Source organism: Amycolatopsis sp. NPDC089917 (assembly GCF_040684635.1).
Classification (GTDB): Bacteria; Actinomycetota; Actinomycetes; order Mycobacteriales; family Pseudonocardiaceae; genus Amycolatopsis.
The window spans coordinates 207,339-232,997 of the sequence record NZ_JBFBGL010000005.1 but is presented as its reverse complement, the minus strand read 5'-3'; the positions used below and the strand labels follow the sequence as shown (position 1 = coordinate 232,997).

Here is a 25,659-nt window from a genome sequence, read left to right as displayed (position 1 = left end):
TCCCCGGGGCGGCGCGAGTGTCAGGAAAGGGTCGTTCAGGACGAAAAACGTCCTGAACGACCCTTTCCTGACACTCGAGAGATAGCGCGTGTCAGAGGTACTGGCCAGGCCCGTGCGAGTCGCCGCCCGCGCCAGGCCCGCCCAGGGCGCCGCCGGCGGAGGGACCGGCGGGGAGTCCCCGCCGCATCTGCTCCAGCTGCACCCGTGCGGCCATCTGCTGCGCGAACAGCGCGGTCTGGATGCCGCTGAACAGGCCTTCCAGCCAGCCGACGAGCTGGGCCTGCGCGATCCGCAGCTCGGCATCGGACGGCGTCGAGTTCTCGGTGAACGGCCGCACCAGCCGCTCCAGCTCGTCCTGCAGCTCCGGCGCCAGCGCCTGCTCCAGCTCCCGGATCGAGGTCTGGTGGATCTCGCGCACGCGCGTGCGGCTGGCGTCGTCCAGCGGCGCGGCGCGGACCTCCTCCAGCAGCTGCTTGATCATCGTGCCGATCCGCATCACCTTGGCGGGCTCTTCGACGAGGTCGCCGACCGACTCCTCGTGCGGCGCGTCCTCGTCGGAACCGGAGGCGAGACGTGCGGTGCCGACCGGGACGCCGTCGGGGCCGACGACCACCACGTGGGGTGACGAGTCTCCGCCGCCGTCACCGGGGGTGTTCGATTCGCGGGAAACTGGGTCGGTCATGTGCTCCATCCTGGCCTACGTCGGGCGCGAAGCGCAGTGTGGTTTTCGGCGCCGTCTCCGAGCGTAGCGGGAATCGTCGCGCCCCGTGGTCGGCTGGCCAACCCCGGGTAAAGCGCCAAACCGCACGTCCGTACGGTGTCCCCATGGCGTTCGACGTCGCTCGTATCCGTGGGTTGTTTCCCGCGCTGGGTGACGGCTGGATTCACTTCGACGGCGCCGCCGGAATGCTCGTACCTGAACAGGTCGCTTCGGCCGTATCCACGGCCATGCGCGCTCCGGTGTCCGGGCCGGGTGGAGCGTTTCCGGCCTCCCAGCGTGCGGAAAGCATTGTCACGGCCGCTCGCCGGGCGGTCGCCGACCTGGTCGGCGCCGACCCGGCCGGAGTCGTGCTCGGACCCAACGCGCCCGATCTCATCCGCCGTCTCGTCGACGCGATGGCCGACCGCTGGACGATCGGCGACGAGGTCGTCGTGTCCCGGTTGGACGAAGAGGCCAACCTCGCGCCGTGGCGCCGCGCCGCGAAACGCGTCGGCGCGGTCGTGCGCTGGGGCGAGATCGACATCGAGACCTGCGAGCTGCCCGCCTGGCAGTACGAGAACCTCGTCTCCGCGCGCACCAAGGCCGTCGCGGTCACGCTCGCGTCCGGTTCGGTCGGCACCCGGCCCGATGTCCCGACGGTGATCGAGTTCGCCAAACGCGTCGGCGCGCTGGTCGTCGTCGACGCGACGTACGCGGCGCCGTTCGTGCCGCTCGACCTCAACGCGCTCGGCGCCGACGTGATGGTGGTTTCGGCGCAGGCCTGGGGCGGGCCGTCGGTGGGGGCGCTGGTCTTCCGCGATCCCGAACTGCTCGAACGCCTGCCGTCGGTCTCGCTCGACCCGGCCGCGCGCGGCCCGGCCCGGATGGAACTGGGCCCGCACGCGTACCCGTTGCTCGCCGGGCTGATCGCGTCGATCGACTATCTGGCCGGTTTGGACGACGCGGCGATCGGTTCGCGCCGCGAGAAACTGGTGACGTCGCTGGGTTCGGCGAAGTCGTATCACGCGGGGTTGCTGGCGCAACTGTCCACAGAGCTGCGTTCGCTGCGGCACGTGATGGTCATCGGTGACGCCATGCGCCGGATCCCCGCGCTGGCCTTCGCCGTCGCGGGCAAGAAATCGCCCGAGGTCGCGGAGTATCTCGCGTCCCAAGGGCTCTGCGCCTTCGCCGACGACGGCACGAGCGGCGTCTTCGGCTCGCTGGGCGCCGCCGAGGTCGGCGGCGCCGTCCGCATCGGACTCGCGCACTACTCGAACGTCTTCGAGGTCAACCAGCTCGTCCGGGTGCTCGAAGAGATCCGCTAAGACTTCGCGGCGAGAAGAACCTTGCCGAAAACCGTGCCTTCTTCGAGCGCGCGGTGCGCGGAGGCGGCTTCGGACATCGCGACGACCTGGCCGACGATCGGTTTCACCGAACCCTGCTCGACCAACGGCCACAGCCGCTCGCGGACGTCGGCGACGATCGCCGCTTTCTGGGCCAGGGGCCGCGAACGCAGTCCGGCGGCGTACACGCTCACGCGTTTGCCCAGCATCTTGGCGATGTTGAGCTCGCCCTTGATCCCGCCCTGCATGCCGATGACCACGAGCCTGCCGTCGGCCTTCAGCGCGTCGATGTTGCGGTCGAGGTACTTGGCGCCCATGTTGTCGAGGATGACGTCGGCGCCGCCGGTCTCGGCGCGCAGGACCTCGACGAAGTCCTGCTCCTTGTAGTTGATCACGATGTCGGCGCCGAGCTGGCGGCAGCTTTCCAGCCGTTCCGCCGAACCCGCGGTGACCGCGACCGTCGCCCCGAGCGCCTTGGCGACCTGGATCGCGTGCGTGCCGATCCCGCCGGCGCCACCGTGGACGAGCAGGACCTCGCCTTCGGACAATCCGGCGTGCATGACGACGTTCGCCCAAACCGTGCACGCGACTTCGGGCAGCCCGGCGGCCGCGAGCAATTCGACTTCGGCGGGCAGCGGAAGCAGTTGTCCGGCCGGGACGGCGACCTTTTCCCCATAACCGCCACCGGCGAGCAAGGCACAAACCTCGTCGCCGATTCGCCACCCTTCGACGCCTTCGCCGATTTCGGCGATCGTGCCCGAACATTCGAGTCCGAGAATGTCGCTCGCGCCCGGCGGGGGCGGGTAGTTTCCCTGGCGTTGCAGCAGGTCAGCCCGGTTGACGGCGCTCGCGGCGACTTCGATGACGACTTCGCCTTCACCCGCGACGGGATCGGGGACCTCGGTCCATTCGAGAACGTCGGGATCGCCGGGCTCACGGATGGTGATCGCGTACATACAGGCGACCCTATAACGGTGATGGCAAGTCCGCCGAACGTCGGTTGACCTATGACGTAAACCACACAAAGGTGACGCTCATGTCATATTCGCGAAGAAGCATTGTTCCCTCGATCGTGGTGATGGCCACCGCCGCGCTCACGATCGGAATGGCTCCCGCTGCGACGGCCGCGCCGGCGATCGACGGTCCCGCGCTGGCCAAGCAACTCGTCAACAAGGTCGACGGTGCAGGAGTCAACCGTCACCTGATCGCGCTGCAGCGGATCTCGGACGCGAACGGCGGCCGCCGCGCCGCCAGCACCGAGGGCCACAAGAAGTCCGCGGAGTACGTCGCCACGAAGCTGGAGCAGGCGGGCTTCGCGGTCACGCGGCAGGAGTTCCCGTTCACCTACGCGGAGACCCTCGCGGAGAAGCTGACGGTCGCGGGCGCGGACGTCCCGATCATCATCATGTCCTACAGCCCGTCGACGCCCACCGGCGGAATCACCGCCCCGCTCGCGGTGGTCCCGGTCGACGACACCAGCGGCTGCGAGGCCGCCGACTACGCCGGCGGGGTCACCGGCAAGATCGCGCTGATCCAGCGCGGTGGCTGCTCCTTCGCGCAGAAGCAGGCGACCGCCGCCGCCGCGGGCGCCGTCGGCGCGATCGTCTACAACAACGTCCCGGGCCCGGTCAACGGCACCCTGGGCGACCCGGCCGCGGGCAAGATCCCGACCGGCGGCATCACCCAGGCCGACGGCCAGGCGCTCGCCGGCAAGGCCGGTGCCTCGGTCACCCTCGATCTGCGTGCCTTCCAGGAGGCACGGACCAGCTACAACGTCATCGCCGAGACCAAGACCGGTCGCAAGGACAACGTCGTGATGCTCGGCTCGCACCTCGACAGCGTCACCGAGGGCCCCGGCATCAACGACAACGGCTCCGGTTCGGCCGCGCTGCTGGAGACCGCGCTGCAGCTGGGCGGCAAGCCCAAGGTCAACAACGCCGTCCGCTTCGGCTGGTGGAGCGCCGAGGAGTTCGGGCTCGTCGGCTCGACGTACTACGTCAACTCGCTGAGCTTCGAGCAGCAGCTCGACATCGCGCTCTACTACAACTACGACATGATCGCCTCGCCGAACGCGGCGTACTTCGCCTACGACGGTGACGACTCCGACGGCAAGGGCGCGGGCGCCGGTCCGTACGGTTCCGCCCAGCTCGAGAAGACCCTCGTGGACTACCTCGGCAAGGGCAAGGGCGTCCCGGTCGAGGGCACGGACTTCGACGGCCGTTCCGACTACGGCCAGTTCATCGCGGTCGGCATCCCGGCCGGTGGCCTGTTCACCGGCGCCGAAGGCGTGAAGACCGCGGCACAGGCCGCCAAGTGGGGCGGTAGCGCCAACGTTCCTTACGACAAGTGCTACCACCAGAAGTGCGACAACCTCGGCAACATCGACCGCGTCGCGCTCGATCGCAACTCCGACGCCGTCGCCTGGGCGCTGGGCGTGTACGCGACCAGCACCGAGGAGATCAACGGTGTCCCGGGCGGCAAGGCCGCGAAGGCGAAGTCCCTTCGCGCGGCCGAGCGGTCCAAGCAGCGGAGCATGACCGCTTCCGTCCACGCTGACGACCACCACGGCGCCGTGGCTGCCTGATCTAGTCACCACTGGTACATGAAGGCCCCCTTCCTCGCGCCCAGCGCAAGGAAGGGGGCCTTCATGTACTTCCGGGATTTGCGTGATCAGATGCCGAAGACCCGCGTGCGGTCTCCGGTCACGTGAGTTCCGCCTTCGATCACGCGAGATCCGTGTCCAAGCACGCAAGTCACGCTCCCGGCCGCACGTTCCGGCTCAGCCCAGGCTGTTGGTCGCGAAGGTGTCGCACCGCGCGGGCTGGCCGGTCTGGAAGCCGGTGGTGAACCACTTCTTCCGCTGCGCCGACGTGCCGTGGCTGAACTTCGACTCGTCGACCCGGCCGCCGCCGAGCTTCGACTGGATGTAGTCGTCGCCGATCCGCGAAGCGGTGTCCAGCGCGGAATTGACGTCCTGCTGGCTGATCTCGCTGATCAGCGGCCGCCCGGTCTCGGTCGGCGTCGTCGTGGCGTGGTTCGCCCAGACACCGGCGTAGCAGTCGGCTTGCAGTTCGAGCCGTACCGAACCCGACGTCGGCCCGCTCCCGGTGCCCTTTTTGGACACTCCGGTGAGGTTCTGCACGTGATGCCCGTATTCGTGGGCCAGCACGTACGCTTCCGCGAAAGGCCCGCCCTCCGCGCCGAACTTCGTGCGGAGTTCGTTGAAGAACCCGAGGTCGATGTACACCTCGGAGTCACCGGGGCAGTAGAACGGCCCGACGTCCGAAGTCGCGTTTCCGCAGGCAGTGTTCACGCCGCCGTTGAAGAAGTTGGTGACGGCCTTGCGATAGGTCGAACCGGACCGCTGGAATTCCTGGCCCCAGTAGTCCTGGACCGAGTTGATGATGGCGACGATCGCGCAGTCGTGGTTCCGGTTCGCGTCCGCGCCGGTCTTGCATTCCCGCTCCAGGGACGTGTTGTCCATCCGCTGCCCGGAACCCACGCCGCCGAGGCTGCCGAGCCCGCCCGCGGACGGGCTCAGGCTCACGCCGCCGAACTGGGAGATGAGGAAATAGATGACGAGTCCGACCACGCCGAGCCCGCCGCCGCCGAGTGCCACCCGGCCGCCGATACCGCCTCCGCCACCGCCGCCTCGCAGGTCCTCGACTTCGGAGGTGTCCAGGCCCGCGCCTTCGTCGAATCGCACGGGGGAAGAGTAGCCGGAAGGGCCCGGATATGCCTGGGTGCGGCCACTTCACGTGGCCGCACCCAGGTCTACCGAGGTTGTCTTGTTCCGATCGCCGGTTGGCCGCGATCACCGGGCCGGCGCCGGGCACTGCCGAGGCGGTCGAAGAGGCCGCGAACCCGAAACAGGCCGGAGTGACGCCGAATGCGCGAGAATGGTCGAGCGCATCCGAGATGCCCGCGCTCGTCGCTGTTCGCAGTCGCGACCGACCCGGTTCCTTCCGTTCCGATCGCGGGGACACAGCAGGCGGTCAACCGCGAGAATCACCCGCCATACCACCACCTGACCCTTCCCGGTGGGGAGCAGGTCCGGCGACCTTCCTACGGTGCGCCCGATACTTGCCCGACCATCCGCTGACAAGCAGAATGCGCCTTTTCGAGCCGAGTCTCAACCTTTTCGTAACCCTCCTTCGGGCGAATGTTCCCCCGGATTTTTCAGGACCGGGAAAGTGACCGGTGGGTATGCGCCCCGGGCGATCAACGTTCTACCCTGCGTGGATGGCGGTGGAGCAGAAGGAAGTGCGCTGGCTGTCCGAGTCCGAAATGACCGCCTGGCGTTCGTACATCGTCGCCACCATGCGGCTGCGACAACGCCTGCACCGTGAACTCTCCGAGCGGCACGGCGTCACCCTCGCCGACTACGAGGTCCTGGTCTGCCTTTCGAGCCAGCCCGACGACCGGATGCGGATGACGGAGCTGGCGAGCATGCTCGGCTCGACCAAGAGCAGGCTTTCGCACCAGATGGTCCGGCTGGAGGCCGAGGGCATCATCCGCCGCACCCGCGACCCGGCGGACAAACGCGGTGTCGTCGCCGAGCTGACCGAACGCGGCGCGGATCTGCTGCAGGGCGCGGCGCCGACGCACGTCGAAGGCGTCCGGGAGCATTTGATCGACCTGCTGAACCCCGATGAGCAGAAGGTGCTGGGACAGGCTTTCGAGCGGGTGCTCGATCACCTGTCGGCCATCGACGGGCTCCCGCGCCTGCCGCCGATCACTTCCTGAGGGCGTTGATCCGCGCGGCCTGACGGGTCAGATGGGTGCGTTCGGCGAGGTTGGCCGCCTTTTCGGCGGCTTCGACGTAGAGCCGCGCCGCCGTCTCCAGGTCGCCGTCGCGCTCGTGGAGGTACGCCGCCACCGCCGCGTGCCGGGGCAGCGAGCCGTCGAGTTCCGCGAGCGCGGCCAGTCCCGCGCGCGGCCCGTCCGCCTCGCCGACGGCCACCGCGCGGTTCAGCCGCACGATCGGGCTGCCGGTCAGGCTCGCGAGCTCGTCGTACCACTCGACGATCTGCACCCAGTCGGTCTCGACGGCGGTGGGCGCGTCGGCGTGGAGCGCCGCGATGGCGGCCTGCGCCTGGAATTCGCCCAGGCTGTCGCGGGCCAGCGCCGCCTGCAGGATCTCGACGCCCTCGGCGATCAGGCGCGTGTCCCATTCGCCGCGGTCCTGTTCGGCCAGCGGCACGAGGTCGCCGCCGGGCGCCGTCCGGGCCGCGCGCCGGGCGTGGTGGAGCAGCATGAGCGCGAGCAGGCCCGCGACCTCGGGATGGTCGATCGCGGCCGCGAGCCGCCGGGTGAGCCGGATGGCTTCGGCGGCGAGGTCGACGTCGCCGGAGTAGCCCTCGTTGAAGACCAGGTAGAGCACGCGGAGCACGGTGGCGACGTCGCCCGCCTGGTCGAAGCGCACGCCGGACACGGTGCGCTTGGCCCGGCTGATGCGCTGCGCCATGGTCGCCTCGGGCACCAGGTACGCCTCGGCGATCTGACGCGTGGTCAGCCCGCCGACGGCGCGCAGGGTGAGCGCGACCGCCGAGGCCGGCGTCAACGACGGGTGCGCGCACAGGAAGTAGAGCTGCAGCGTGTCGTCCACCGCGGCGGCGGGACCTGGCTCGGGCTCGTCGTCGACGAGGTCCTCGCGACGGCGCCGGGCGGCGTCCGACCGGGCGATGTCGAGGAACTTGCGCCACGCGACTGTGACGAGCCAGCCTTTCGGGTCCTTCGGCCGGTCGCCGGGCCAGACGCGGACGGCCTCGATCAGCGCTTCCTGCACGGCGTCCTCGGCCGCCGCGAAATCGGCTCCGCGGCGGACGAGGATCCCGAGGACGTTCGGCGTGAGGCTCCGGAGCAGGGCCTCGTCGAGCTCGGCGTTCACTCCGTGACGATGAGCTGCTCGCTGAACAGCGGGCGCAGTTCGAGCCATTCGTGGATCGGCTTCCCGCCCGCCCCCGGCGCGGCCGACAGCTCGCCCGCCAGTTCGAGCGCGCGCTCGTAGCTGTCGACGTCGATCATCATCCAGCCGGCGATGAGGTCCTTGGTCTCCGCGAAGGGGCCGTCGGTGACCGGAGGCTTGCCCTCGCCGTCGTAACGGACGAAGGTGCCTTCGGGGGCGAGGGCCTGCTCGCCGACGAACTCGCCGGACTCCTGGAGCCGGGTCGCGAAATCCCTCATGTACTGCATATGCGCCGTGATCTCCTCCGGCGCCCATTGGTCCATTGGGATGTCGTTCACCGCCGCCGGAGCGCCGCGGTAGTGCTTGAGCAGCAGGTACTTGGGCATGGCGGAAGAGTATGGCAGTCTGCCGGTTTTTCTGCCTGGTGGTCTATACATCCGACCTCTAGCCTTTTTCTCGCGACAGTTCGAGAAACGCGTGTTCTCCATCGCGAAAGGAAAAAGTCCTTTGTCCAGAGCAAAACGGCGCTACGCCGGTGTGCTGGTGACCGTCGGCCTCATCTGCGGCTTGCTCGCGGGTGAGACGGCGGGAGCCGCGGCCTCCGACGAATCCACGGCCTTCACCGCCAGGTCACTACCGCCCGGCGCGACCCCCGTGGCCCCGCTCGCTCCCGCCGTCGCCCAAGCGGAGATCGCCGCCAATCCGGTGGTCTGCGAAGGTGACGGGGTTTCCGGCAAACGCATCGAGCTCGTCTACGTCCGGGAAGCCGGTCAGCCGGACCGGTACACGACCGTCGCGCCGTCCCTGCGCGCCTACGCGTCCGGGATGGACGACGGGTTCAACGACAGTGCCGCGATCACGGGCGGCAGCAGGCACATCCGGTACGTGACGACGGCGGGCGCGGGCTGCCACGTCGCCGTCGCCACTCTCGTGGTGCCCGACGGCACGTACCAGACCGGCGCGATCCGCGACCGCGCCATCCAGGCGGGCTTCCACAACGCCGACCGCGACTACATCCTGTTCTCCGACAACCCGCTCACCTGCGCCGGTACCTGGGGTGACAACGACGACCAGCCCGGACCCGCGAACGCCTTCAACAACGGCAGGCACTACACGGAGATCGCCGTGCCCTGCTGGGGCGCCAACGCCGCCGGTCACGAACTCGGCCACATGCTCGGCGCGGTCCTGCCCGGGGCCCCGCACTACCAGGGCGGCGGGCACTGCTCCCAGGAATGGGACCTGATGTGTTACGGCGACACCCAGTCCTTCGACTGCACGCAGCGCGATTACGACCGGCTGCTGGACTGCGGCAACGACGACTACTTCAGCACCAACCCTGTCCCGGGAAGCTGGCTCGCCACGCACTGGAACGTCGCGAACAGCGCCTTCCTGATCAAGAAGGACACCCCGGACAACGGCGACGGCCACGCCCAGGGCGGGAAGACCTACGTCATCACCGGGGCGAACGGTGACGCCATCGACGTCATCGGGTCCTCGACCGGCGGGCTCGTCAACCTCAGCAAGCGGGCCCGGACCGACTCCACGAGCCAGAAGTGGGTCCTCGGCTACAACACCGGCCTGCAGCTCGTGAACGCCAACAGCCAGCTGTGCGCCGACAGCGCGCAGAGCGGGACGGCGCCCGGGACGCAGATCCTCCAGTACAACTGCAACGGCCAGAACGGCATGCGGTGGGTGTTCCAGCCGCTCGGCAACGGCAAGGTGGCGATCTTCAACTACCTGACGGGCTTCGCGATCACCGACGGCGGCGCGTACCCGGCGCCGCTGGTCCAGCAGCCTTACACCGGGGCGGCCAACCAGCAGTGGACCCTCAACACCATCGCCGACCCCGGCCCGCAGACGGGCAAGAAGTACTACCTGTCCGTCGCCACCAACGGCAACAGCGCGGCCGTGGTCGACGGTTCGTCGTCCGCCGGCGCCAAGATCACCCACGTGCCCAGGCAGAACGACAACGGCCAGAAGTGGAATCTCACCGACGCGGGCGGCGGGTACTGGAAGATCGTCAACGAGCGGAGCGGTCAGTGCCTGCGGCCGGTGTCCGGCAGCACCGCGGACGGCGCGCTCCTCGAACAGACGCACTGCGGCTCGGCCACGAACCAGCAGTGGAAGCTGGCCCGCAGCGCCGACACGCGCTACGGGCTGGTGAACCGGGCCAGCTCGCTGGCGGTCCGGCAGGTCAACAACGGCACTGCTTCGCTCCTGGAGCAGCGCCCCTTCGCGGGCGGCCGTAGCGACGAGACGGTCTGGGCACTCGTGCCCGCTTGATCCGGAAACGAAAGCGCCCCGGGTCCGCGGACCCGGGGCGCTTTCGCCGGTCAAGACTGGCGGTAGCGGTGGGATTCGAACCCACGGAGGACAGAGCCCTCGCATGTTTTCAAGACATGTTCCTTCGGCCGCTCGGACACGCTACCGCTGTCGAGGGTATCCGACGGGCCTTTGCCGGAACGCTTCGGATCTAGTCGAAGTCCCAGTCGGTCGCGATGCCGATGATGACGAACAGCAGCGCGAGACCGACGACGATCGCGATGCCGATGTAGCCGATGATGATCGCCGCGAGCGCCATGCCCTGGCCGCCGGCCTCGCCGCGTTTGGCCTTCGAATGCGCGATGTGTCCCATGATCACGCCGATGACCGACAGCAGCCCGGTGCACACGACCAGGCTGGCGATCGACACGACGAGCGCCGCGATCGCCAGGCCCTGCTCCTGCGGCGGCTGCGGCGGGCCGTAGCCGTATCCGTAACCCGGCTGCGGGTACGGCTGGCCGTACGGGGGTGGCTGGCCGTAGGGCTGCTGCTGACCGTAGGGGTCTTGCGGGTAAGTCACCGGCTCACCGTAACCGCCGGGCTTGGTTCAGGACGCCTGGCTCTTCGCGGCGATCCGCGCCTGGACCTCGGGACGGCGCAACGGTGGCACCGTCGTCGGCGGCTGACGGCGGGCGGGCAGTTCGGTCAGCAGCCGCCTGGTGATCTCGGTGATCTCGGCGACGGCGGCCTCGAACGGCTCGCGGGTGGCGTCGGAGAGGCTCTGCACCCCGGACACCTTGCGGACGTATTGGCGGGCGGCGGCCTCGATCTCGTCCGGCGTCGCCGCCGGTTCCAGGCCTCGAAGCGTGGTGATGTTCCGGCACATGCCCCGATGGTACGTCCGCCCACCGACGCTTCCGGGCGCTTCGATCACACTGTCGGTTAGAAGCTGCCCTGGCCCGTTGACGTCCGAAAACCCGCGAAGGCACCCTCGGCGGAGTGCCCCTCAGACCCCGCTCTCTTCGCCGTGCGCCCGTCGAGCCGATCCCCGAACCGGCCGAGCCTTCCCCGATCCCGGAACAGGTCTGGCAGCGCGTCCCGATCGACGCCCTGATCGACCTCGTCACCGAAGTCTTCACCGCGCACGACCTGTCGTGGTCCCGTGCCCGCATGGCCGCCGAGGCGCTGTGCCACGGCGACCTCACCGGAACCCCGGAATCGGGCGTCGCCGAACTGACCCGGCTGCATCTGCCGATGCTGGTCAACGGCCTGGTGCGGCCGCGGGCCGAACCGCTGATGATCGCCGACCGCGGCGCCGCCGCCCTGATCGACTACCGCCGCGCGCCGGGGCTCTGGGCCGTCGGTGACGCGATGGACCGGGCGGTGTCCCGGGCCGGCCGGTACGGCGTCGGGCTGATGTCGGTCCGCGGCGTCGGGCCGTTCGGCCGCGCCGGGCACCATGCCGCGAGGGCGCTGCCGCACACCATGATCGGGCTGGTCATGGCGGCGGGCGGGGAACGCGGGATCGCCGCGAACCCGCTCGGCATGGCCGCCCCCGCCGGCGCGTACCCCGAATTCGTCCTCGACATGGACACCCTCGCGGATGTCGACAGCGCCGCCGTCGCGGGCTTCGCGTTGCTGGTCGAGATCTTCGCCGGGGTGCTGTCGGGCGTCGGCGACCACGATCACGACACCGGGCTCATGGTGATGGCCATCGCGCCGACGACGCTGCGCAGCGCCGACGGGTTCTACAAGGCCGCGAGCGCGTTGTTCGGCAGCCTGCTCGGCTGGGAGGGCGGGACCCCGGTCCGCTACCCCGGCTGGCGCGAGGCGCAGTACCTCGAACAGTGCCAGGCACTGGGCGTCCCGCTGAGCGAGCCGGTGCACCGCGAACTCGAAGACCTCGCGAAGGCGCTTCGCCTGGCCCCGTTGCAGGGCCGCTAGGCGAGAACGACGCGGCCGCCTTCGCCGCCGACCTCCACGACGTCGCCGTTCGTCAGCTGACGTCCGCGCCGGACCTCCACCTCGCCGTTGACCGTGACCTCTTCGGCGTCGAGGAGGTCTTTGGCGTGCGAACCGTCTTCGGCCAGGTTGGCCAGTTTGAGGAACTGGCCGAGGCGGATCGGCTCGCCGGTGATCGGGACGTCGTGGATGCTCATGGGGAGATCATCCCCGGGCGTCCATCTTCCGGTACAAGGTGGCGACGTCGGTGTCGAAGTAGCTGCTGTAGGACGTGTCCGGATCGTCCCCGCCGTACAGGTAGCCGCCGATCACGCCGACGACGGTGCCGAGTTCGGTGTCCGGGTCGGGGTCGACCACCCACGGGCCGCCGCTGGTGCCGGTCGTGAAACCGGGACAGCCGACGCGCATCTGGTAGGTGTCGGCCTGGGCGCTGGTGCCGTGGCAGACGACCGGCGCCTCCCGCTCGTCGGGATACCCGGTCAGGGTGATCGGGTGCTCGAACCCGCCGCCGGTCAGCAGCGTGTTCGCGCCGGTGACACTTTCGAGGGTTTTCGTGTTGCCCGCCTGGCGGGCCGTCGCGAACCCGACGTCCAGGTCCGGGTCGGACGAACTGGCCCAGCCGTCGGGAACCTGCGGATCGGAGACGTCCCAGTAGCCGTAGGGCGCGACGCCGTCGTGATAGCCGGGGGCGAACGAGATGCCCGTCGCGTACTCGCCGCCTTCGCCGTCGTGAAGGCAGTGCGCCGCGGTGAGCAGCAGGTCTCCCGGGCCGCTGTGGACGACGCTGGCCGTGCAGAAATGCGTCCCGTCGAGGAAGAGCGCGCCGATCGCCGGGTTGGTCCGCGGCGCGGCGGGGGTGACCGCCACCGTCGCGGCGGTCTCTGCTCCGGGCTCGGTTTCGACAGGTTCGGACGCGGCGGAACAACCGGTCAGAACGACACAGACCACGAGCAACAGGGCGCGGCGCATCGCCATCCTTCCGGTCGTCCACGGCTGTCCTGGTTACAGATCACCATAAGCGGTCCATGAACACAGCCCGAATCGATCAACGCACAGCAAGCTCACAGCCGTAGTATGTGTTACCTCCGGTAACAGTCGAACTTGGGAGCGGGTATGAAGTCGTTCACGGACAAGGTCGCGGTGATCACGGGCGCGGGCTCGGGCATCGGCAGGGCGCTCGCGATCGAGCTCGCGGGACGCGGGGCGAGGCTGGCGCTTTCCGACGTCGACGCCGTCCGTGCGGCGGACACCGCCGCGTTGTGCGAGAAAGCGGGCGCGACCGCGAAAGCCTACGCGCTGGACGTCGCCGATCGTGACGCCGTTCTCGCGCACGCCGAGGAGGTCGCCGTCGATTTCGGGGGCGCCGCCCTCGTGGTGAACAACGCCGGGGTCGCGCTCGGCGCGACGGTCGAGGAAATGACCTGGGACGACTACGACTGGCTGATGGGGATCAATCTCGGCGGCGTGGTCAACGGCACGAAAGCCTTTCTGCCGCAGGTGATCGCGTCTGGCGACGGGCACATCGTCAACCTTTCGAGTGTGTTCGGCTTCATCGGCGTGCCCACGCAGAGCGCCTACAACGCGGCGAAGTTCGCGGTGCGCGGCTTCACCGAGGCGCTGCGGCAGGAAATGCTGATCGCCCGGTATCCGGTCGGGGTCAGCTGCGTGCATCCCGGCGGCATCAAGACGAATATCGCCCGCGACGCGCGGGGCGGCGTCGAGCGGGACATCGACAAAGCCGCGGAAGGATTCGAAAAGATCGCGAGGACCACGCCGGAGAAGGCCGCTCAGACCATCGTGCGTGGTATCGAACGGGGGACCGCGCGCATCCTGATCGGACCGGACGCGTATGCCATCGACGCGATTCCCCGGGTGCTCGGATCCTTTTACCAGCGGCCGCTCGCGCTGCTCGGGCGCCTGGGAATGAAGCGCCTCTGAGGGAATCGGAAGCCACTGAACGGAGTAACCCTCCGTGGTCCGGACGGCTCGGGATAACTCGATCGGGGTGCATTACTTACGGCGGCGTCGGAAATGCACCACAATGCTCAAGTTCGTGATTCCGCTTCCGGAGGTCCCCATGCCGCGCGCCGCCCAGCGCCGTACGCCGACCGATGCCGCGCTCAGTGCGAGCGCGCCCATCGAGACAGTCGAGTTGCTGGACCGGACGGGGATCATCGCGGCGAGCCTGCCGAAACGGCGGCGCAGCCCGGAGAACGAGATCGAGCCCGAGCCGATGCCGGTCCGGGCCCCGGTCTGCGAACCGGTCGTCGACAAGGACCTGCGGCCCAAGGCCGTCGTCATCCACCGCCGGGCCAGGTCCTGGCTGGTCGGTGGCGCCGGGGTGGCGCTGCTCGCGATCGGCTGGTTCGCCGGCACGTTCACCCTGCAGCCGGTCGACGACACGGCCCTGCCCGAGCGGCCGCTGCCCACCGTGGCGACCCAGCAGGTCACGCCGCCGGTGGTCCAGGCCACGCCGCCCCCGCAGGCCGCCCCGGTGACCGTCTACGTCCCGGTCACCGTGAAACAGCAAGTGCCCGCGACGACGAAGAAGAAGCCCGCCAAGGAGCAGGCCGTCGCGCTGCCGCCTCCCGAGACCCGGCCGACCGAGGAGCCGCGTTCGGACATCTCCGCGCAGAACAAGGCCACCCGGGATATCCGGAGCATGATGGACCCCGTCGTGGCGAGTTCGCTGGCGATGGAAATGGCGCAGGGGATGATGGGATACGGCACGGGCCGCTGACCCCCGCGGGCCGTCTCTCCACAATGGACAGTACCGGACGTCCTGGGCCGGATGGCCGCTGACAGTGCGGAAGTGATCCATTACCGTGAGCCAGCGGGAGGGGCTCATGGAAAAGGGGGATTCCGCACGGGGCACCGGGTTCAAGGCCGCCTTCGCGGTCGGTGAGTTCCGTGCGCTGTGGGCGGCCGAGGCGCTGTCGCAGGCCGGTGACCAGCTGGCCAGGATCGCGTTGTCGGTGCTGGTCTGGGAAAGAACGGCGTCGGCGGGGCTGACCGGCCTCACCTACGGGCTGACGTACCTGCCGACGCTGATCGGCGGCACCCTGTTCGCCGGGCTGGCCGACCGCTATCCAAGGCGGACGGTGATGATCGTCTGCGACCTGGTGCGCGCGGTGCTCGCGCTGCTGATGGCCGTGCCGGGGGCGCCGTTGCCGGTGCTGGCCGGACTGCTGGTGGTCCTGACGATGGCGGGCGGACCCTTCCGGGCGGCGCAACTCGCGTTGCTCCCGGACGTGCTCGAAGGCGAGCGGTACGTCGCCGGGCTCGCGGTCCGCACGATCACCATCCAAACGGCACAGCTGGCCGGATTCGGCGGCGGCGGACTGGTGATCGGGCTCGTGACGCCCTACTGGGGACTGGTGATCGACGCGGTGACCTTTGTCGTCTCCGCGCTGCTCGTGTCCACAGGGGTGCGTCGCCGGACGCCCGCCGTCACGGAATCATCGGTGAAAAGCCGGGTGGCACGGGCTTTCAGTGGTGAAGGTGCCAGAGAACTGTGGCGCGGCAAGGGAATCCGCGTGCTGTTCGGGTTGAAGATGCTCGCCGGGTTCGCCATCGCGCCGGAAGGGCTCGCGGCGCCGCTCGCCCATGGACTCGGGGCGGGGAGTTTCGCGGTCGGACTCATTCTCGCGGCGGATCCGGTGGGTTCGGTAATAGGATCGTGGATCTTCACGAAATGGGTTCCGGCACGACGGAAAACGCGAATGGTCGGCATTCTCGCCATCGCATCCGTCGTTCCTCTGCTTTTTGTCTTCTTTCGCCCCTCGTTGCCGGTCTGTCTCGCGCTGGTCGGGCTCAGCGGGGCCTTCGCGGCGCCGTACCACCTGCAGGCCGTCGCGTTGATGGCCCGCGCGGTGCCGGACGGCGTCCGGGCGCAGGTGATGGGCCTGACCTCGACGAGTTTGGTCACGGTGCAGGGAATCGGGATCATGCTCGCGGGCGGTCTCGCCCAGCTGACCGGTCCGTTCGTGGCCGTCGGGGTGGCCGCCGCGGTCGCCGTCGCCGCCGCGGGCCCGATGGTGATGGCGTGGAAACGCGCCGTCGCCACCGGGCCCGAGGTATGGCTCCCGGCCGGAAGCCCGGCCGGGTGAATTGAGTGGGATCAGTCCTCGCGACCGTTCATGATGGTCCTCCTCCCCACTGCTCCATCTGTGTGTTCCGGAAATGACTCGGACCACCCTCAGTACTACCTCGGATACATTGAATTGTGTACGGAAGGGGGACCGGTGACGATGATTATGGGGGAAGTGGAACTCGCCGGAGAAGGGGCCGGTACACGGCTGAGAGCCTGGGTCCGAAACTGGGAGTTGTGGTCCGGACCACGTGGCGTTCCTGCGATTTTTCTTGTGGTGGAAGGACTTGCGGCTACAGTCGCCGTAATCGCCTTGCTCCGATCGACCTACGACACTACGGAATTCGTCCGATTCGGATCACTGCTCGGCCTCGCTTTCCTGCAGGCCGAGCTTTCGCGTTCGGTGGAACGGTTGCGGCGCACGCTTTGTGACCGGCCCCACATCAACATGACTTCGGTGTGGACTTTCGCGGGGGTGCTCGTCCTGCCGCCGGGGCTCGCGTTGGCCCTCGGACTGCTCATCTACCTGCATCTTTGGCTCCGGGTGTGGCGGGGGATGAGCCACCGCCCGGCGTACCGCGTCGTGTACTGCGCGGCGGCCATCGTGATCTCGTGCCTGGCCTCGGGAGCGGTCGTGGCCGGCTGGAACGGACTGCCGGTCGGGTTCGCCGGTTCGCTGCGGATCGTCGAGGCGGCGGCCGTGTTCACCGCGGCCAACGCGTTCATCGTGGCCTTCTCGGTCTACCTGCACACCGGGGCCCGGTCGCCGCGTGCGCTGTTCGGCACCGGCGACGACAACCTGCTGGAGGTCACTACGCTGGTGCTGGGGACCTCGACCGCGCTCGGGCTCGTGTACGCGCCCGCGCTGGTCCCGTTCGTCCTGCTGCCCGTGCTGGTGCTGCACCGCAGCGTGCTGGTGCGGCAGCTGGAGATCGCGGCGAACATCGACGGCAAGACCGGCGTGCTGAACGCGCACGCGTGGCACGTGCTGAGCGAGCGGGAGCTTTCGTCGGCGGCCAGGGCGAAGAGCAAACTCGCGGTGCTGATGCTCGACCTCGACCACTTCAAGCAGGTCAACGACGTCTACGGGCATCTCGCGGGCGACGCCGTGCTCAAGGTCGTCGCGACGACGATCTCCGAGCACGTACGCGACTACGACTCCGTCGGGCGCTTCGGCGGCGAGGAGTTCGTCGTGCTGCTGCCCGGCGCGACGGAGACCGAGGTGATCCCCGTGGCCGAACGGGTCCGGCAGGCCGTGATGGGGATCGAGGTCGAGGTCGCGACGGCGTCGGGGACGCGGACCGTACGAGGGCTTTCGGTGTCGATCGGCGCCGCGGTCTATCCGTCCGGCGGGACCGTGCTGGAACGGCTGCTGCACGTCGCCGACTCCGCGCTCTACCAGGCGAAGAGGAGCGGGCGGAACCGCGTCGTCTCACTCGCCGCCGCCTGACCCGCCCCGCGTTTCGTCCTCTGGGCGCGATAAAGCGTCCAGAGGACGAAACGCGACGAGATCAGTCGGTGTCCATCGCGTTGGGGTCCTTCTTGCCGGTGTCGAGCGGCCCGAAGCCACCGGCCTCCAGCTTGTCCCAATCGGCCTTGGTCGGCGTCTTGTACGTCTCGTCGTGGATCCGCGAGACCTCGTCCTCGTAGCTCTCGCGGTTCTGCCGCTTCATCTCTTCGGGCCAGTCCCCGTCCCGGATGGTGTCCCGGGTCATGTGCAGTTCCTTGACGTCGTGGCTGGACAGCGGCGGGGTGGTCGCGGTCGTCCCGGGACCGGTCGAGTAGGTGAGGCCCTTGCCGCTGGCGTGCGCGTCGTCGATCATCTTGTGGTACGAGTCGTCCGCCATCTTGCCGTCGAGGCTGTTGTCGGTGTTCTTGAACCCGTCCCGGAACGCGTAGTCGAGCTGGTTGAGCTGGATCGCGGTGTTCGGGTCGCCGCCTTCCAGCGCGTTGCGCTCCGCGTCGCGGTACTCCTGGCTGTTCTTGAAGCCGCTCGGCTTCGCCGAACCCTCCGTCAGGTCCTGGTCGCCCTTGTTACCGGTACCGATATGCGACGAGTGCGCGGGTTTGGCCTCCTGGTAGGCCCAGGCGTGGTTCTCCAGGTCCTTCTGGTCGTGGCTCGAACCCCGCGAGCCGCCACTGCCGCGGCCGATCGCCTCGTAGGGGACCGGGTGCTCGGACTCGTGGGACTGCCCGGAGACCTTGTCCCGGCCGTCGGCCTTGAGCTCGTTGTCGTACTTCCCCGTGAGCCGGTTCTGCTCGCGCTTCTTCGCGCCGTGCGTGCCGTCGGCGTAGCTCTGCGGCGGACGCCGCGGTTTCTTCGGCCCTGGCGTCGGCTTCGGCTTGGAGACCCGGTTGCCCGACGACTTCGTCTTGCCGCCGCCCCCGCGGGAACCCTTGCCGCAGGTGCCCTTCGTCGGTTTCGTCGGGGCGAGACCGAGCGGGTCGATCATGTCCGTCGGGTTGCCGACGTAGGCCAGCGAGTCCGACGCCGGTTCGAGACCGAGCGGGTCGTGCGAGAGGTACCGTCCGGTGTCCGGGTCGTAGTAGCGCTTGAAGTTGTAGTGCAGCCCGGTTTCCGGGTCGTGGTACTGGCCGGGGAAACGCAACGGCGTGTACGCCTGCCCCGGCGGCGAAAGCACCTTGCCCCACAAGGACGTGTGCAGATGCCAGGCGACGTTGCCCGACTCGTCGAGCAGTTCGCTCGGCGAGCCGACGAGGTCGGTGACGATGGTGTGGAAGCGGGCGTCCTGCCCGGGGACGTGCTCGGTCTGGGTGATCGGCCGTTCCGTGCCCGGTTCCCAGTCCCAGACGATGGCGACGCCGCCCCGGATCTCTTCGGCGAGGTTCGCCCCGTCCCAGACGAAGTCGATCTGTTCGAGGATCCGGCCGTGGACGTCGAGATGCTGTTTGGCGATCCGCCGCCCGAGGGCGTCGTAGTGGTAGAGCCAGCGTTCGCCGTCGGGGGTGACGACGCCGGTCAGGCGGTCGTCGGAGTTCCACTGGTAGGTCCAGTCGCGGCCGAGTTTGCGCCGGGCGATCGTGCGGCCCTCGGTGTCGTGCAGGTACGACGTCGAACCGGCGCCGGTCAGCAGCGTGCCCTGGTAACGCCGCGGTCCGACGGCGGGATCCGCGCCGGGCCAGCCCGCCTGGGTGATCGCGCCGGCGAGGTTGTAGCCGTAGCTCTCCCGCCAGCCCTGGCCCTGGACGTCGACGACGCGGCCCGCGCGGTCCACCCGCAGCGAACGCGGCCCCGAGATCAGATCCGAGATCGACGTGACGAGTCCGTCCCGCAGGTAGCCGTACTCGCGGTGCTGAACGACGCCCCGGCCGCTGGAAACGGTCTGGGAGGTCAGCCTGTCCGCGGTGTCCCAGCCCTGGCGCAGCTCGACCGGCGTGCCTTCCAGCCGTCGCGACACTTCACGGCCGGAGGGGTCGTACTCGAAGCGCAAGGTGCGGCCGGCGGTGCGCAGTGCGACCGGACGGCTCGCGGCGTCGTAGGCGAAGAACGACTCGGCGCCCGACGGGGTACGGCGGGCGACGCGGCGGCCGGCGGCGTCGTACTCGGAGCGGACCGCCCTGCCGTTGAGGGATTCCGCGACGATCCGGCCCAGCGCGTCGTAGGCGATGGTGACTTCGGAATGCGCGTTGCGCGCCGAGGTCATCCGGTCGGCCGCGTCGTAGGTGAACGTGGCGACGTCGTCGCCGGCCCGGCGGCTGACGACCCGGCCGAGCGCGTCGCGTTCGATGGCGACCGTCTGGCCGAGACCGTTGGCGCGCGACACCAGCTGCCCCGCCGCGTCGTAGCCGTAGCGGGCGGTGCGGCCGTTGAAGTCGGTCTCGCTGATCAGGTTCCCGGCGGCGTCGTAGTCGTAGCGCCAGGAGAGACCGTGTTCGTTGGTGACCGAAACCAGCCGCAGCTCGGTGTCGTAGGTGTAGGACAGCCGATCGCCGTCCGGGCCGACCTCGGCGGTGGGCAGGTCGAACTGCGAGTACTCGGTGCGCACCGCGAGCCCGCGGGCGTCGACGGCTTCGTCCGCGGAGCCTTCGGTGGTGCGGTTCCAGCGCCACACCGCGCCGTCGGGGTCGATCTGTTCGGCGATTTCGCCGAAGGCGTCCCACTTCGTCCTGGTGACGCCGCCGAGCGGGTCGGTGACCGACGTGGTCTGCCCGAACTCGTCGTAGGTGTACCGCGTGACCCCGCCGAGCGGATCGGTGACCGAGACCGGCAGGCCCGCCGCGTTGGACTCGATCAGCGTGACCCCGCCGAGCTCGTCGGTCACCGTCGACACGTTGCCCGCGTCGTCGTAGCCGTAGGTGGTGGCGGCGCCGGTGGGATCCGTGGCGCGGACGAGCTTCCCGCGTCCGTCGTACTCGCGGCGCCAGCGGGCGCCGTCCGGTCCGGTCATGCTGGTCCACCGGTTCAGCGCGCTGTACTCGGCGAGCGCGCGGCCGCCGTCCGGCTGGATCACGGTGACGACGTTGCCCTCGTCGTCCATCTCCCACCGGGTCGTGCGGCCCAGCGCGTCGGTGCGGGCGAGCACCTTGCCGAAGCGGTCGAGTTCGTAGCGCGTGGTGTTGCCCAGCGGATCGGTCTCCGCGACGACCCGGTGCAGTTCGTCGAGCTGGTAGCGGGTGACGTGCCCGAGCGAGTTCGTGACCGACGTGACCAGGTTCTCCCGGTCGTAGTCGATGTCGACGTCGAGGAAGCCGCCGGTGCCCTGCGCGCGGACGACGCGGCCTTCGGAGTCGAAGCCGTACCCGTACCAGCGTCCGTTGACGTCCTCCCAGCGCACGATGCGGCCCGCGGCGTCATAGGTGAACCGCACGGGCGAGCCGCCGGCGTCGACGATCTCGACCAGGCGGCGCCGCTGGTCGTACCGGTAGCTCTGCAGCGCGGTTTCCGCGCCGGGCAGGCGAAGCGCGGTGACGAGGCCGTCCTTCGACTCGACGAGCAGGCGGTATCCCGCGGAGTGCAGCAGTTCGCGGGGGACGCCGTTCTCGTCGTGGCGCAGGAAGATCCGGTGCCCGTCGCCGACCGCGATGCCGCGCAGCGGAAGGGTGTCCCCGTGGCCGGAGAAGAGCAGCATCCCGTCCGGGGTGGACACGGTGTATCCGTCTTCCACTTTGGACAGTGGGAGCCGCTGGCCGAAGGCAGGGTAGACGGGGGCGTCGGAAACCGGGACCGGGTAGGTCAGCAGCGAACCGTCGGCGAGCGCGAGATGCAGGCCGTCTTCCTCGACCTCGATCCGCTGGTCCAAAGTGGACGCCCACGACGAGCCGAAGAACCGGCCGACCGTGTACGACGACAGATGCGTCCGCGAGACGGTCAGCGGCAGGACGCCGGCGAACACGACGTCGTCCTGCGTCAGCATCATCGAGCCGGTCGCGACGTCGACCGGGTCACCGCAGTCGTTGCGGTTCTTCGGCGGGACCCCGTTGCCCGGATCGTTGTTGTTGTTCTTGATCCGGTTGTCCGGCTCCGGTTTGGGGGCGCCGCGGTCCCTGGGCGGCGGCGGTGGCGGCGAGCCCGACGGCGTGGTCGATCCGTCCGGGGTCTCGTTCTTCGGCGGAGGTGGCGGGTCGTTCTTCGGCGGGGGCGGAGGCGGTGACGGGTCGTTCTTCGGCGGCGCGCCGGACGGCGTCGTGCCGCCGCCCTTGTCCCCGTCGGGGCTGCCCTTGGGTGTCGTGCCCTCGTCCAGCTTGTTCGGCTTGGGACCGGGCGCGCCCTTGCCGGGCTGCAGCTTCTTCAACGCCTTGGCCGCGTCGGCGAACAGGTCGTCCGCCCGCTTCAGCAGCGGCATCAGCGCCTTGAGCGCCTTGACGGTCTTCTTCGTCAGGTTCGCGATCTTGCTCGCGGTCTTCGCCACGGCGTTGACCACCTGCGGGACCACCCAGGTCAGCCCGATGCCCAGGGTGAACAGCACCTGCAGCGCCCAGCTGATCATGTGCCCGATCAGTTCGGCGATGATGTCGCGCACGAGCGCGCGCACGGCGGCGACGACCTCACCCGCCGTCTTCACCCCGCTGGAGGCGCCTTCGCAGCCGTTCTTCGCCGCGTCCAGCAAGGTGGCCGTGTCCTTGGCCCGCTCACGGTAGGTGTCGGCCGAGATCCCGGTCCAGCTCTGCAGATCGGCGGAGACCATCCCCGCCAGATCCTCGCCGACCGCGCCGAGTTCGCCCGCGATGTTCTTCCAGGTCTCGGCGTTCGCGCTGATCTCGTCGGCGTTGCCGGTGAGCGCGTCGAGCGCCTCCTTGAGCGGGCCGACGTGCTCCATCAGCCAGCCGACCCCGTTCGCGAGGATCGCCCCGAACGGGTCCATCGCCATCGAGAGGGCGTCGAGCGCGGTCCCGACCGCGCCCAGGGCCACCGAAGCCCAGTCGCCACTTTCGATGGCCGATTTCAGGTCGAACGCCGACTCCAGCAGAGAGGAGCCGGTGTACGCCTTCGTCGAGTCCTGTACGTCAGCGACCAGCGGGTTGCCCACAAAAACCTTCTTCGATGTTCAGGAACGACGAACTCACCAGGGTGAGTTGCCCTCGTCGTCCGGTGCTTCATGGCGCCTCTCGCGAGGCGCCTGCGGGGTGTCGGCGGAAGGCGCCGGGGGAGTGTCCTCCGCCGCGGGCTCTTCCTCTTCGACCTCGGGGAATCGGCTGCGCAGGGTGCCGATCATCAGCTCCCTGGTCTCTTGGTCCTCGTCGCCGAGCGACTCCTGCATGACTTCGGCGACCTGCGTGGCGATCCCGCTCTGTGCCTGGTGCATGGTCGCGAGGATCTGCCGGGACAGCTCTTCCAGCGGATACGTCCTGGCCTTGTTCCCGAAGTCGATGGCCGTCATGCCGCCGTCCGCTCCGACGGTCACCTTGACGGCGCCGTCGGAGCTGGTGGCGGTCAGCCGCAGCTGCTCGGTCCGCTCCTGGGCGGCCGCGTAGCGCTGGGCCTTCTGCTCCAGGCCCGCGGCCCACTGGTCCATTTTCCGCTCGGCCTCGTCAGGATCGAGCATGAGCTCGCCGAGCTCGTTCGGCCTGGTCACTTCTTCCCTCCGATGTCCAAGGCCTTGAAGTCGGCCTTGAACGGCTCCGCGTTGGTCGTGTCTCCGTCCACATAGGACTTGGCGGCGGTGCGGACGTTGTCCGCCGTCGCCTGGACCCCTTCGCCCGCCGCCTTGATCGCCTCCGCCGCGCGTTCGCCCGTCGGGTTGACGATCGGCGGCAGGAACGCGCACAGCAAGCCGTACGCGTCCGGCGACATCGCCGAATCCGTCGCGCCGTGCGCGGTGTTCAGCCGGTCCACGAGCCCGTCGAGATGGCTCGCGTGCGCTGTCAGGTCGTCCGGGTCGACCTCGAACGAAGCCGTCACTTCCAGTCCTTGTTCTTCCAGTCACCGATGACCGGGGGCGCCACGACCTCGTCGGCCGAGAAGAACGACGGGTCGTCGGATTCGAGGTATCCGGCGGCCTTGTGTTCCTTGTCGTCCTGGCCCTGCCCCTTGGACCCACCGGGTGCCATGCCGCCCATCGGGCCCATGCCGGTGCCGCCCGGCTTGCCACCGGTACCCCCGGCGCCCGCCGCACGGGCCGCGGCCGCCTCGGCCTCCATCGCGCCCGCGGCGCCGCCCATGCCGAGCGAACCCGTCGACCGCCCGGCACCGCCGAGACCGCCGGCGCCCGAGCCGCCGGCACCGCTACCACCGATGCCGCCACCACCACTGCCGCCGCCGAAGCCGCTGCCGCCGGTGCCCCCACCGGGGATACCGGGGATGTTCGGCATCTTGGGCGGGGTGTACGGCGTGGGCTTGTAGGGGGTGCCGCCGGGTTCCGGGAAGTTGGGGATGTTCGGCCTGCTGATCGGCGGGATCCGCGGCGGGACCGACGACGACGGCCCGCCGCTGCTGGGCCCCGGGATGTTCGGGATGCCGATGTTCGGCGGGTTGTACGGGAGACCGCCACCCGGGCGCGGTCCGCCGCTTTCGGGAAGCGGGATGTTGGGCGGAGTGAACGACGGCGGCGAGACGGACGGCGGGGTGTAGCCCGTGGTGTGCGTCCCGTCGTCGATGTTCGGCGGGTTGAAGCCCGGCCTCGACACCAAAGGAGTCGAGTCGTGCCCGAGCGGCCCGTTCGGGATGTTCGGCAGGGTCGGGTTCGTGACCGGACCGCCACCGGGACCGCCACCAGGGCCGCCGCCGCCGGGGAAACCACCGCCAGGGAAACCACCGCCGGGGAAACCGCCACCCGGGTTGCCGCCCGGGTTACCGCCGGGGTTGCTCCCGCCGGGGCCGCCGTTCGGCGAGCTGAAGGGGCTCATACCGCCGGGGCCGCCGCCCGTGCCACCGGGGCCACCCTGCGGGGACCCGTCGAGCGAAGCGGCGATGCCCTCCGGCCGCGTGCCGTCCGAGTTCACGTTGAACGGGCTGGGGTTCTGCGTGCCGTCACCGGACATGGGGGTGCCTTGCATGGCGGGCTTGAACCCGCCGGCGCCGGCGCCGCCACCGGACATCGGCGTGCCCTGCATCTGCGGGGTCGCCTGCGCCGACCGCAGCTTCGGCGGGGCCGGGAACGCCGGGGTGGCGATCGCCGAACCGACCGTCTTGTCGAAGTCGGTCATCACCTTCGCCGCCTGGTCGCGCGCGTCCTGCTGCTTCTTGAAGGTGCCGAGGTCCTTCCCGAGCTGCGCCATGTACACCTGCGGGTCCTTGATGGTCTGCAGGTTGGCGTTGGCCTCCTGGACGCTGAACGCCACCGGCGGGTTCGCCGCCATGAGCTTCTGCGTCTCGTTGAGGGTCTGCGAGTGGATCTGCTGCTGCCTGCCGGTCAGCGTCGCGCCGTTCGCCGTCGCGCCGAGCCACTTGCCGACACCGGCGAGGTGTTCGCGGGCCGCGTCGCCGCCCTCACCTTCCCAGTTGGCCGTGCTCGCGCTGATCGCCTTCGCCAGGTTGCGCTGGTGGCCCGCCAGGTCGTTGCCCGCCCGGACCCACTCCTCGGAGGTCTCGCCGACCGCGGCCGAGTCCGCGTTCTCCGCGATCGCGGACTGCATCTGCTCGTGGGTGGCGTTGCCCCAGACCGTGGACGGCGGTTCGCCGGGTTTGCGCATGTCGAGGTCCTTTGAGAGACCTTCGCGCGCCTTCTCCAGTTGCCCCTCGTACATCTTCTGAGTGAACTGGTCCTTCATGCCGACGAGCGGCGTCTTCCCCCAGCCGAGCAGGTTGAAGATGAGGTCCGTTCCGGCCGAGGCCCCGGCCCGGATCTCGTCGCCGGACGCTCCCTTGTCCGCCAGTGGCCCGACGTAGTAGTCGGACGACGAGTCGGCCGTCGGGTCGTAGTGCGCGTCGAGCTTGTCGTAGTCGGGCGAGTTCGGGTCGGAGACCTTCGCCGTCTTCTCCTCGGATTCGGTCACA

The 25,659-nt window shown here is 69.4% G+C and carries 22 protein-coding genes and 1 tRNA gene; 9 read left to right on the top strand and 14 right to left on the bottom strand.

The window, feature by feature from the left end:
• Positions 1 to 91: 91 nt before the first annotated feature.
• A complete protein-coding gene (locus AB0N89_RS06620; protein ID WP_364200869.1) occupies positions 92 to 691 on the bottom strand; it encodes a bacterial proteasome activator family protein in 600 nt (199 codons plus the stop codon).
• 134 nt (positions 692 to 825) lie between these two features.
• Between AB0N89_RS06620 and AB0N89_RS06615 the strand changes: the two genes are divergently transcribed.
• Entirely contained in the window at positions 826 to 2,025 is a 1,200-nt protein-coding gene (locus tag AB0N89_RS06615) for a cysteine desulfurase-like protein (protein ID WP_005149639.1), read from the top strand.
• Here AB0N89_RS06615 and AB0N89_RS06610 read toward each other — a convergent pair.
• A complete protein-coding gene (locus tag AB0N89_RS06610; protein ID WP_364200867.1) occupies positions 2,022 to 2,999 on the bottom strand; it encodes an NAD(P)H-quinone oxidoreductase in 978 nt (325 codons plus the stop codon). The two genes, AB0N89_RS06615 and AB0N89_RS06610, sit on opposite strands and share 4 nt — an antisense overlap.
• Before the next feature lie 80 nt (positions 3,000 to 3,079).
• On the opposite strand from AB0N89_RS06610, the gene AB0N89_RS06605 reads away from it, so the two are divergent.
• Positions 3,080 to 4,627 (top strand): M28 family metallopeptidase, encoded by a 1,548-nt coding sequence (locus AB0N89_RS06605; protein ID WP_364200865.1) that lies wholly within the window; start codon positions 3,080 to 3,082, stop codon positions 4,625 to 4,627.
• A 195-nt stretch (positions 4,628 to 4,822) separates the two neighbouring features.
• On the opposite strand, the gene AB0N89_RS06600 is transcribed toward AB0N89_RS06605, so the two are convergent.
• Positions 4,823 to 5,749, bottom strand: coding sequence for a neutral zinc metallopeptidase (locus tag AB0N89_RS06600; RefSeq protein WP_364200863.1), 927 nt, complete (start codon positions 5,747 to 5,749; stop codon positions 4,823 to 4,825).
• Positions 5,750 to 6,285: 536 nt separating this feature from the next.
• On the opposite strand from AB0N89_RS06600, the gene AB0N89_RS06595 reads away from it, so the two are divergent.
• On the top strand, positions 6,286 to 6,789 hold the full coding sequence (locus AB0N89_RS06595) for a MarR family transcriptional regulator (RefSeq protein ID WP_364200861.1): 504 nt from the start codon (positions 6,286 to 6,288) through the stop codon (positions 6,787 to 6,789).
• Here AB0N89_RS06595 and AB0N89_RS06590 read toward each other — a convergent pair.
• Positions 6,779 to 7,933, bottom strand: a complete 1,155-nt coding sequence (locus tag AB0N89_RS06590; RefSeq protein WP_364200859.1) for a DUF6596 domain-containing protein — start codon at positions 7,931 to 7,933, stop codon at positions 6,779 to 6,781. The two genes, AB0N89_RS06595 and AB0N89_RS06590, sit on opposite strands and share 11 nt — an antisense overlap.
• On the bottom strand, positions 7,930 to 8,337 hold the full coding sequence (locus AB0N89_RS06585) for a YciI family protein (RefSeq protein ID WP_364200857.1): 408 nt from the start codon (positions 8,335 to 8,337) through the stop codon (positions 7,930 to 7,932). The genes AB0N89_RS06590 and AB0N89_RS06585 overlap by 4 nt, the downstream gene beginning before the upstream one ends.
• Before the next feature lie 121 nt (positions 8,338 to 8,458).
• On the opposite strand from AB0N89_RS06585, the gene AB0N89_RS06580 reads away from it, so the two are divergent.
• Entirely contained in the window at positions 8,459 to 10,234 is a 1,776-nt protein-coding gene (locus AB0N89_RS06580) for an RICIN domain-containing protein (RefSeq protein ID WP_364200855.1), read from the top strand.
• A gap of 57 nt (positions 10,235 to 10,291) precedes the next feature.
• On the opposite strand, the gene AB0N89_RS06575 is transcribed toward AB0N89_RS06580, so the two are convergent.
• From AB0N89_RS06575 to AB0N89_RS06565, 3 genes are all read right to left on the bottom strand, one after another.
• Positions 10,292 to 10,380 (bottom strand) — tRNA-Ser (locus AB0N89_RS06575).
• Between the two features lie 44 nt (positions 10,381 to 10,424).
• Positions 10,425 to 10,793: a DUF4190 domain-containing protein gene (locus AB0N89_RS06570; RefSeq protein WP_364200853.1), complete on the bottom strand. Its 369-nt coding sequence runs from the start codon at positions 10,791 to 10,793 to the stop codon at positions 10,425 to 10,427.
• 27 nt (positions 10,794 to 10,820) lie between these two features.
• Entirely contained in the window at positions 10,821 to 11,099 is a 279-nt protein-coding gene (locus AB0N89_RS06565; RefSeq protein WP_020632931.1) for a DUF2277 domain-containing protein, read from the bottom strand.
• Between the two features lie 113 nt (positions 11,100 to 11,212).
• Here AB0N89_RS06565 and AB0N89_RS06560 point away from each other — a divergent pair, with 113 nt between their 5' ends.
• Positions 11,213 to 12,157 carry an Ldh family oxidoreductase gene (locus tag AB0N89_RS06560; protein ID WP_364200851.1) on the top strand — a complete coding sequence of 315 codons (945 nt, stop codon included), beginning with the start codon at positions 11,213 to 11,215 and terminating at the stop codon, positions 12,155 to 12,157.
• Here AB0N89_RS06560 and AB0N89_RS06555 read toward each other — a convergent pair.
• A complete protein-coding gene (locus tag AB0N89_RS06555; protein ID WP_005149665.1) occupies positions 12,154 to 12,372 on the bottom strand; it encodes an RNA-binding S4 domain-containing protein in 219 nt (72 codons plus the stop codon). The two genes, AB0N89_RS06560 and AB0N89_RS06555, sit on opposite strands and share 4 nt — an antisense overlap.
• A gap of 7 nt (positions 12,373 to 12,379) precedes the next feature.
• Positions 12,380 to 13,144 carry a trypsin-like serine protease gene (locus AB0N89_RS06550; protein WP_364200849.1) on the bottom strand — a complete coding sequence of 255 codons (765 nt, stop codon included), beginning with the start codon at positions 13,142 to 13,144 and terminating at the stop codon, positions 12,380 to 12,382.
• 144 nt (positions 13,145 to 13,288) lie between these two features.
• Here AB0N89_RS06550 and AB0N89_RS06545 point away from each other — a divergent pair, with 144 nt between their 5' ends.
• The 4 genes from AB0N89_RS06545 (at position 13,289) to AB0N89_RS06530 (ending at position 17,715) form a co-directional block, all read left to right on the top strand.
• Complete coding sequence (locus AB0N89_RS06545) at positions 13,289 to 14,113, top strand: SDR family NAD(P)-dependent oxidoreductase (protein ID WP_364200847.1); 825 nt, start codon at positions 13,289 to 13,291, stop codon at positions 14,111 to 14,113.
• 139 nt (positions 14,114 to 14,252) lie between these two features.
• Positions 14,253 to 14,915 (top strand): hypothetical protein, encoded by a 663-nt coding sequence (locus AB0N89_RS06540; protein WP_364200845.1) that lies wholly within the window; start codon positions 14,253 to 14,255, stop codon positions 14,913 to 14,915.
• Positions 14,916 to 15,021: 106 nt separating this feature from the next.
• Positions 15,022 to 16,284 carry an MFS transporter gene (locus AB0N89_RS06535; RefSeq protein WP_364200843.1) on the top strand — a complete coding sequence of 421 codons (1,263 nt, stop codon included), beginning with the start codon at positions 15,022 to 15,024 and terminating at the stop codon, positions 16,282 to 16,284.
• A gap of 294 nt (positions 16,285 to 16,578) precedes the next feature.
• Positions 16,579 to 17,715: a GGDEF domain-containing protein gene (locus AB0N89_RS06530; protein ID WP_364200841.1), complete on the top strand. Its 1,137-nt coding sequence runs from the start codon at positions 16,579 to 16,581 to the stop codon at positions 17,713 to 17,715.
• 61 nt (positions 17,716 to 17,776) lie between these two features.
• Here the strand turns inward: AB0N89_RS06530 and AB0N89_RS06525 are convergent, their stop codons facing one another.
• The 4 genes from AB0N89_RS06525 to AB0N89_RS06510 are packed head-to-tail and all read right to left on the bottom strand — an operon-like array spanning position 17,777 to position 25,658.
• Entirely contained in the window at positions 17,777 to 22,753 is a 4,977-nt protein-coding gene (locus tag AB0N89_RS06525; RefSeq protein WP_364200839.1) for an RHS repeat-associated core domain-containing protein, read from the bottom strand.
• A gap of 33 nt (positions 22,754 to 22,786) precedes the next feature.
• Complete coding sequence (locus AB0N89_RS06520; protein ID WP_364200837.1) at positions 22,787 to 23,299, bottom strand: YbaB/EbfC family nucleoid-associated protein; 513 nt, start codon at positions 23,297 to 23,299, stop codon at positions 22,787 to 22,789.
• Entirely contained in the window at positions 23,296 to 23,625 is a 330-nt protein-coding gene (locus AB0N89_RS06515; protein WP_364200835.1) for a type VII secretion target, read from the bottom strand. The genes AB0N89_RS06520 and AB0N89_RS06515 overlap by 4 nt, the downstream gene beginning before the upstream one ends.
• Complete coding sequence (locus tag AB0N89_RS06510; protein WP_364200833.1) at positions 23,622 to 25,658, bottom strand: hypothetical protein; 2,037 nt, start codon at positions 25,656 to 25,658, stop codon at positions 23,622 to 23,624. The genes AB0N89_RS06515 and AB0N89_RS06510 overlap by 4 nt, the downstream gene beginning before the upstream one ends.
• Position 25,659 lies beyond the last annotated feature (1 nt).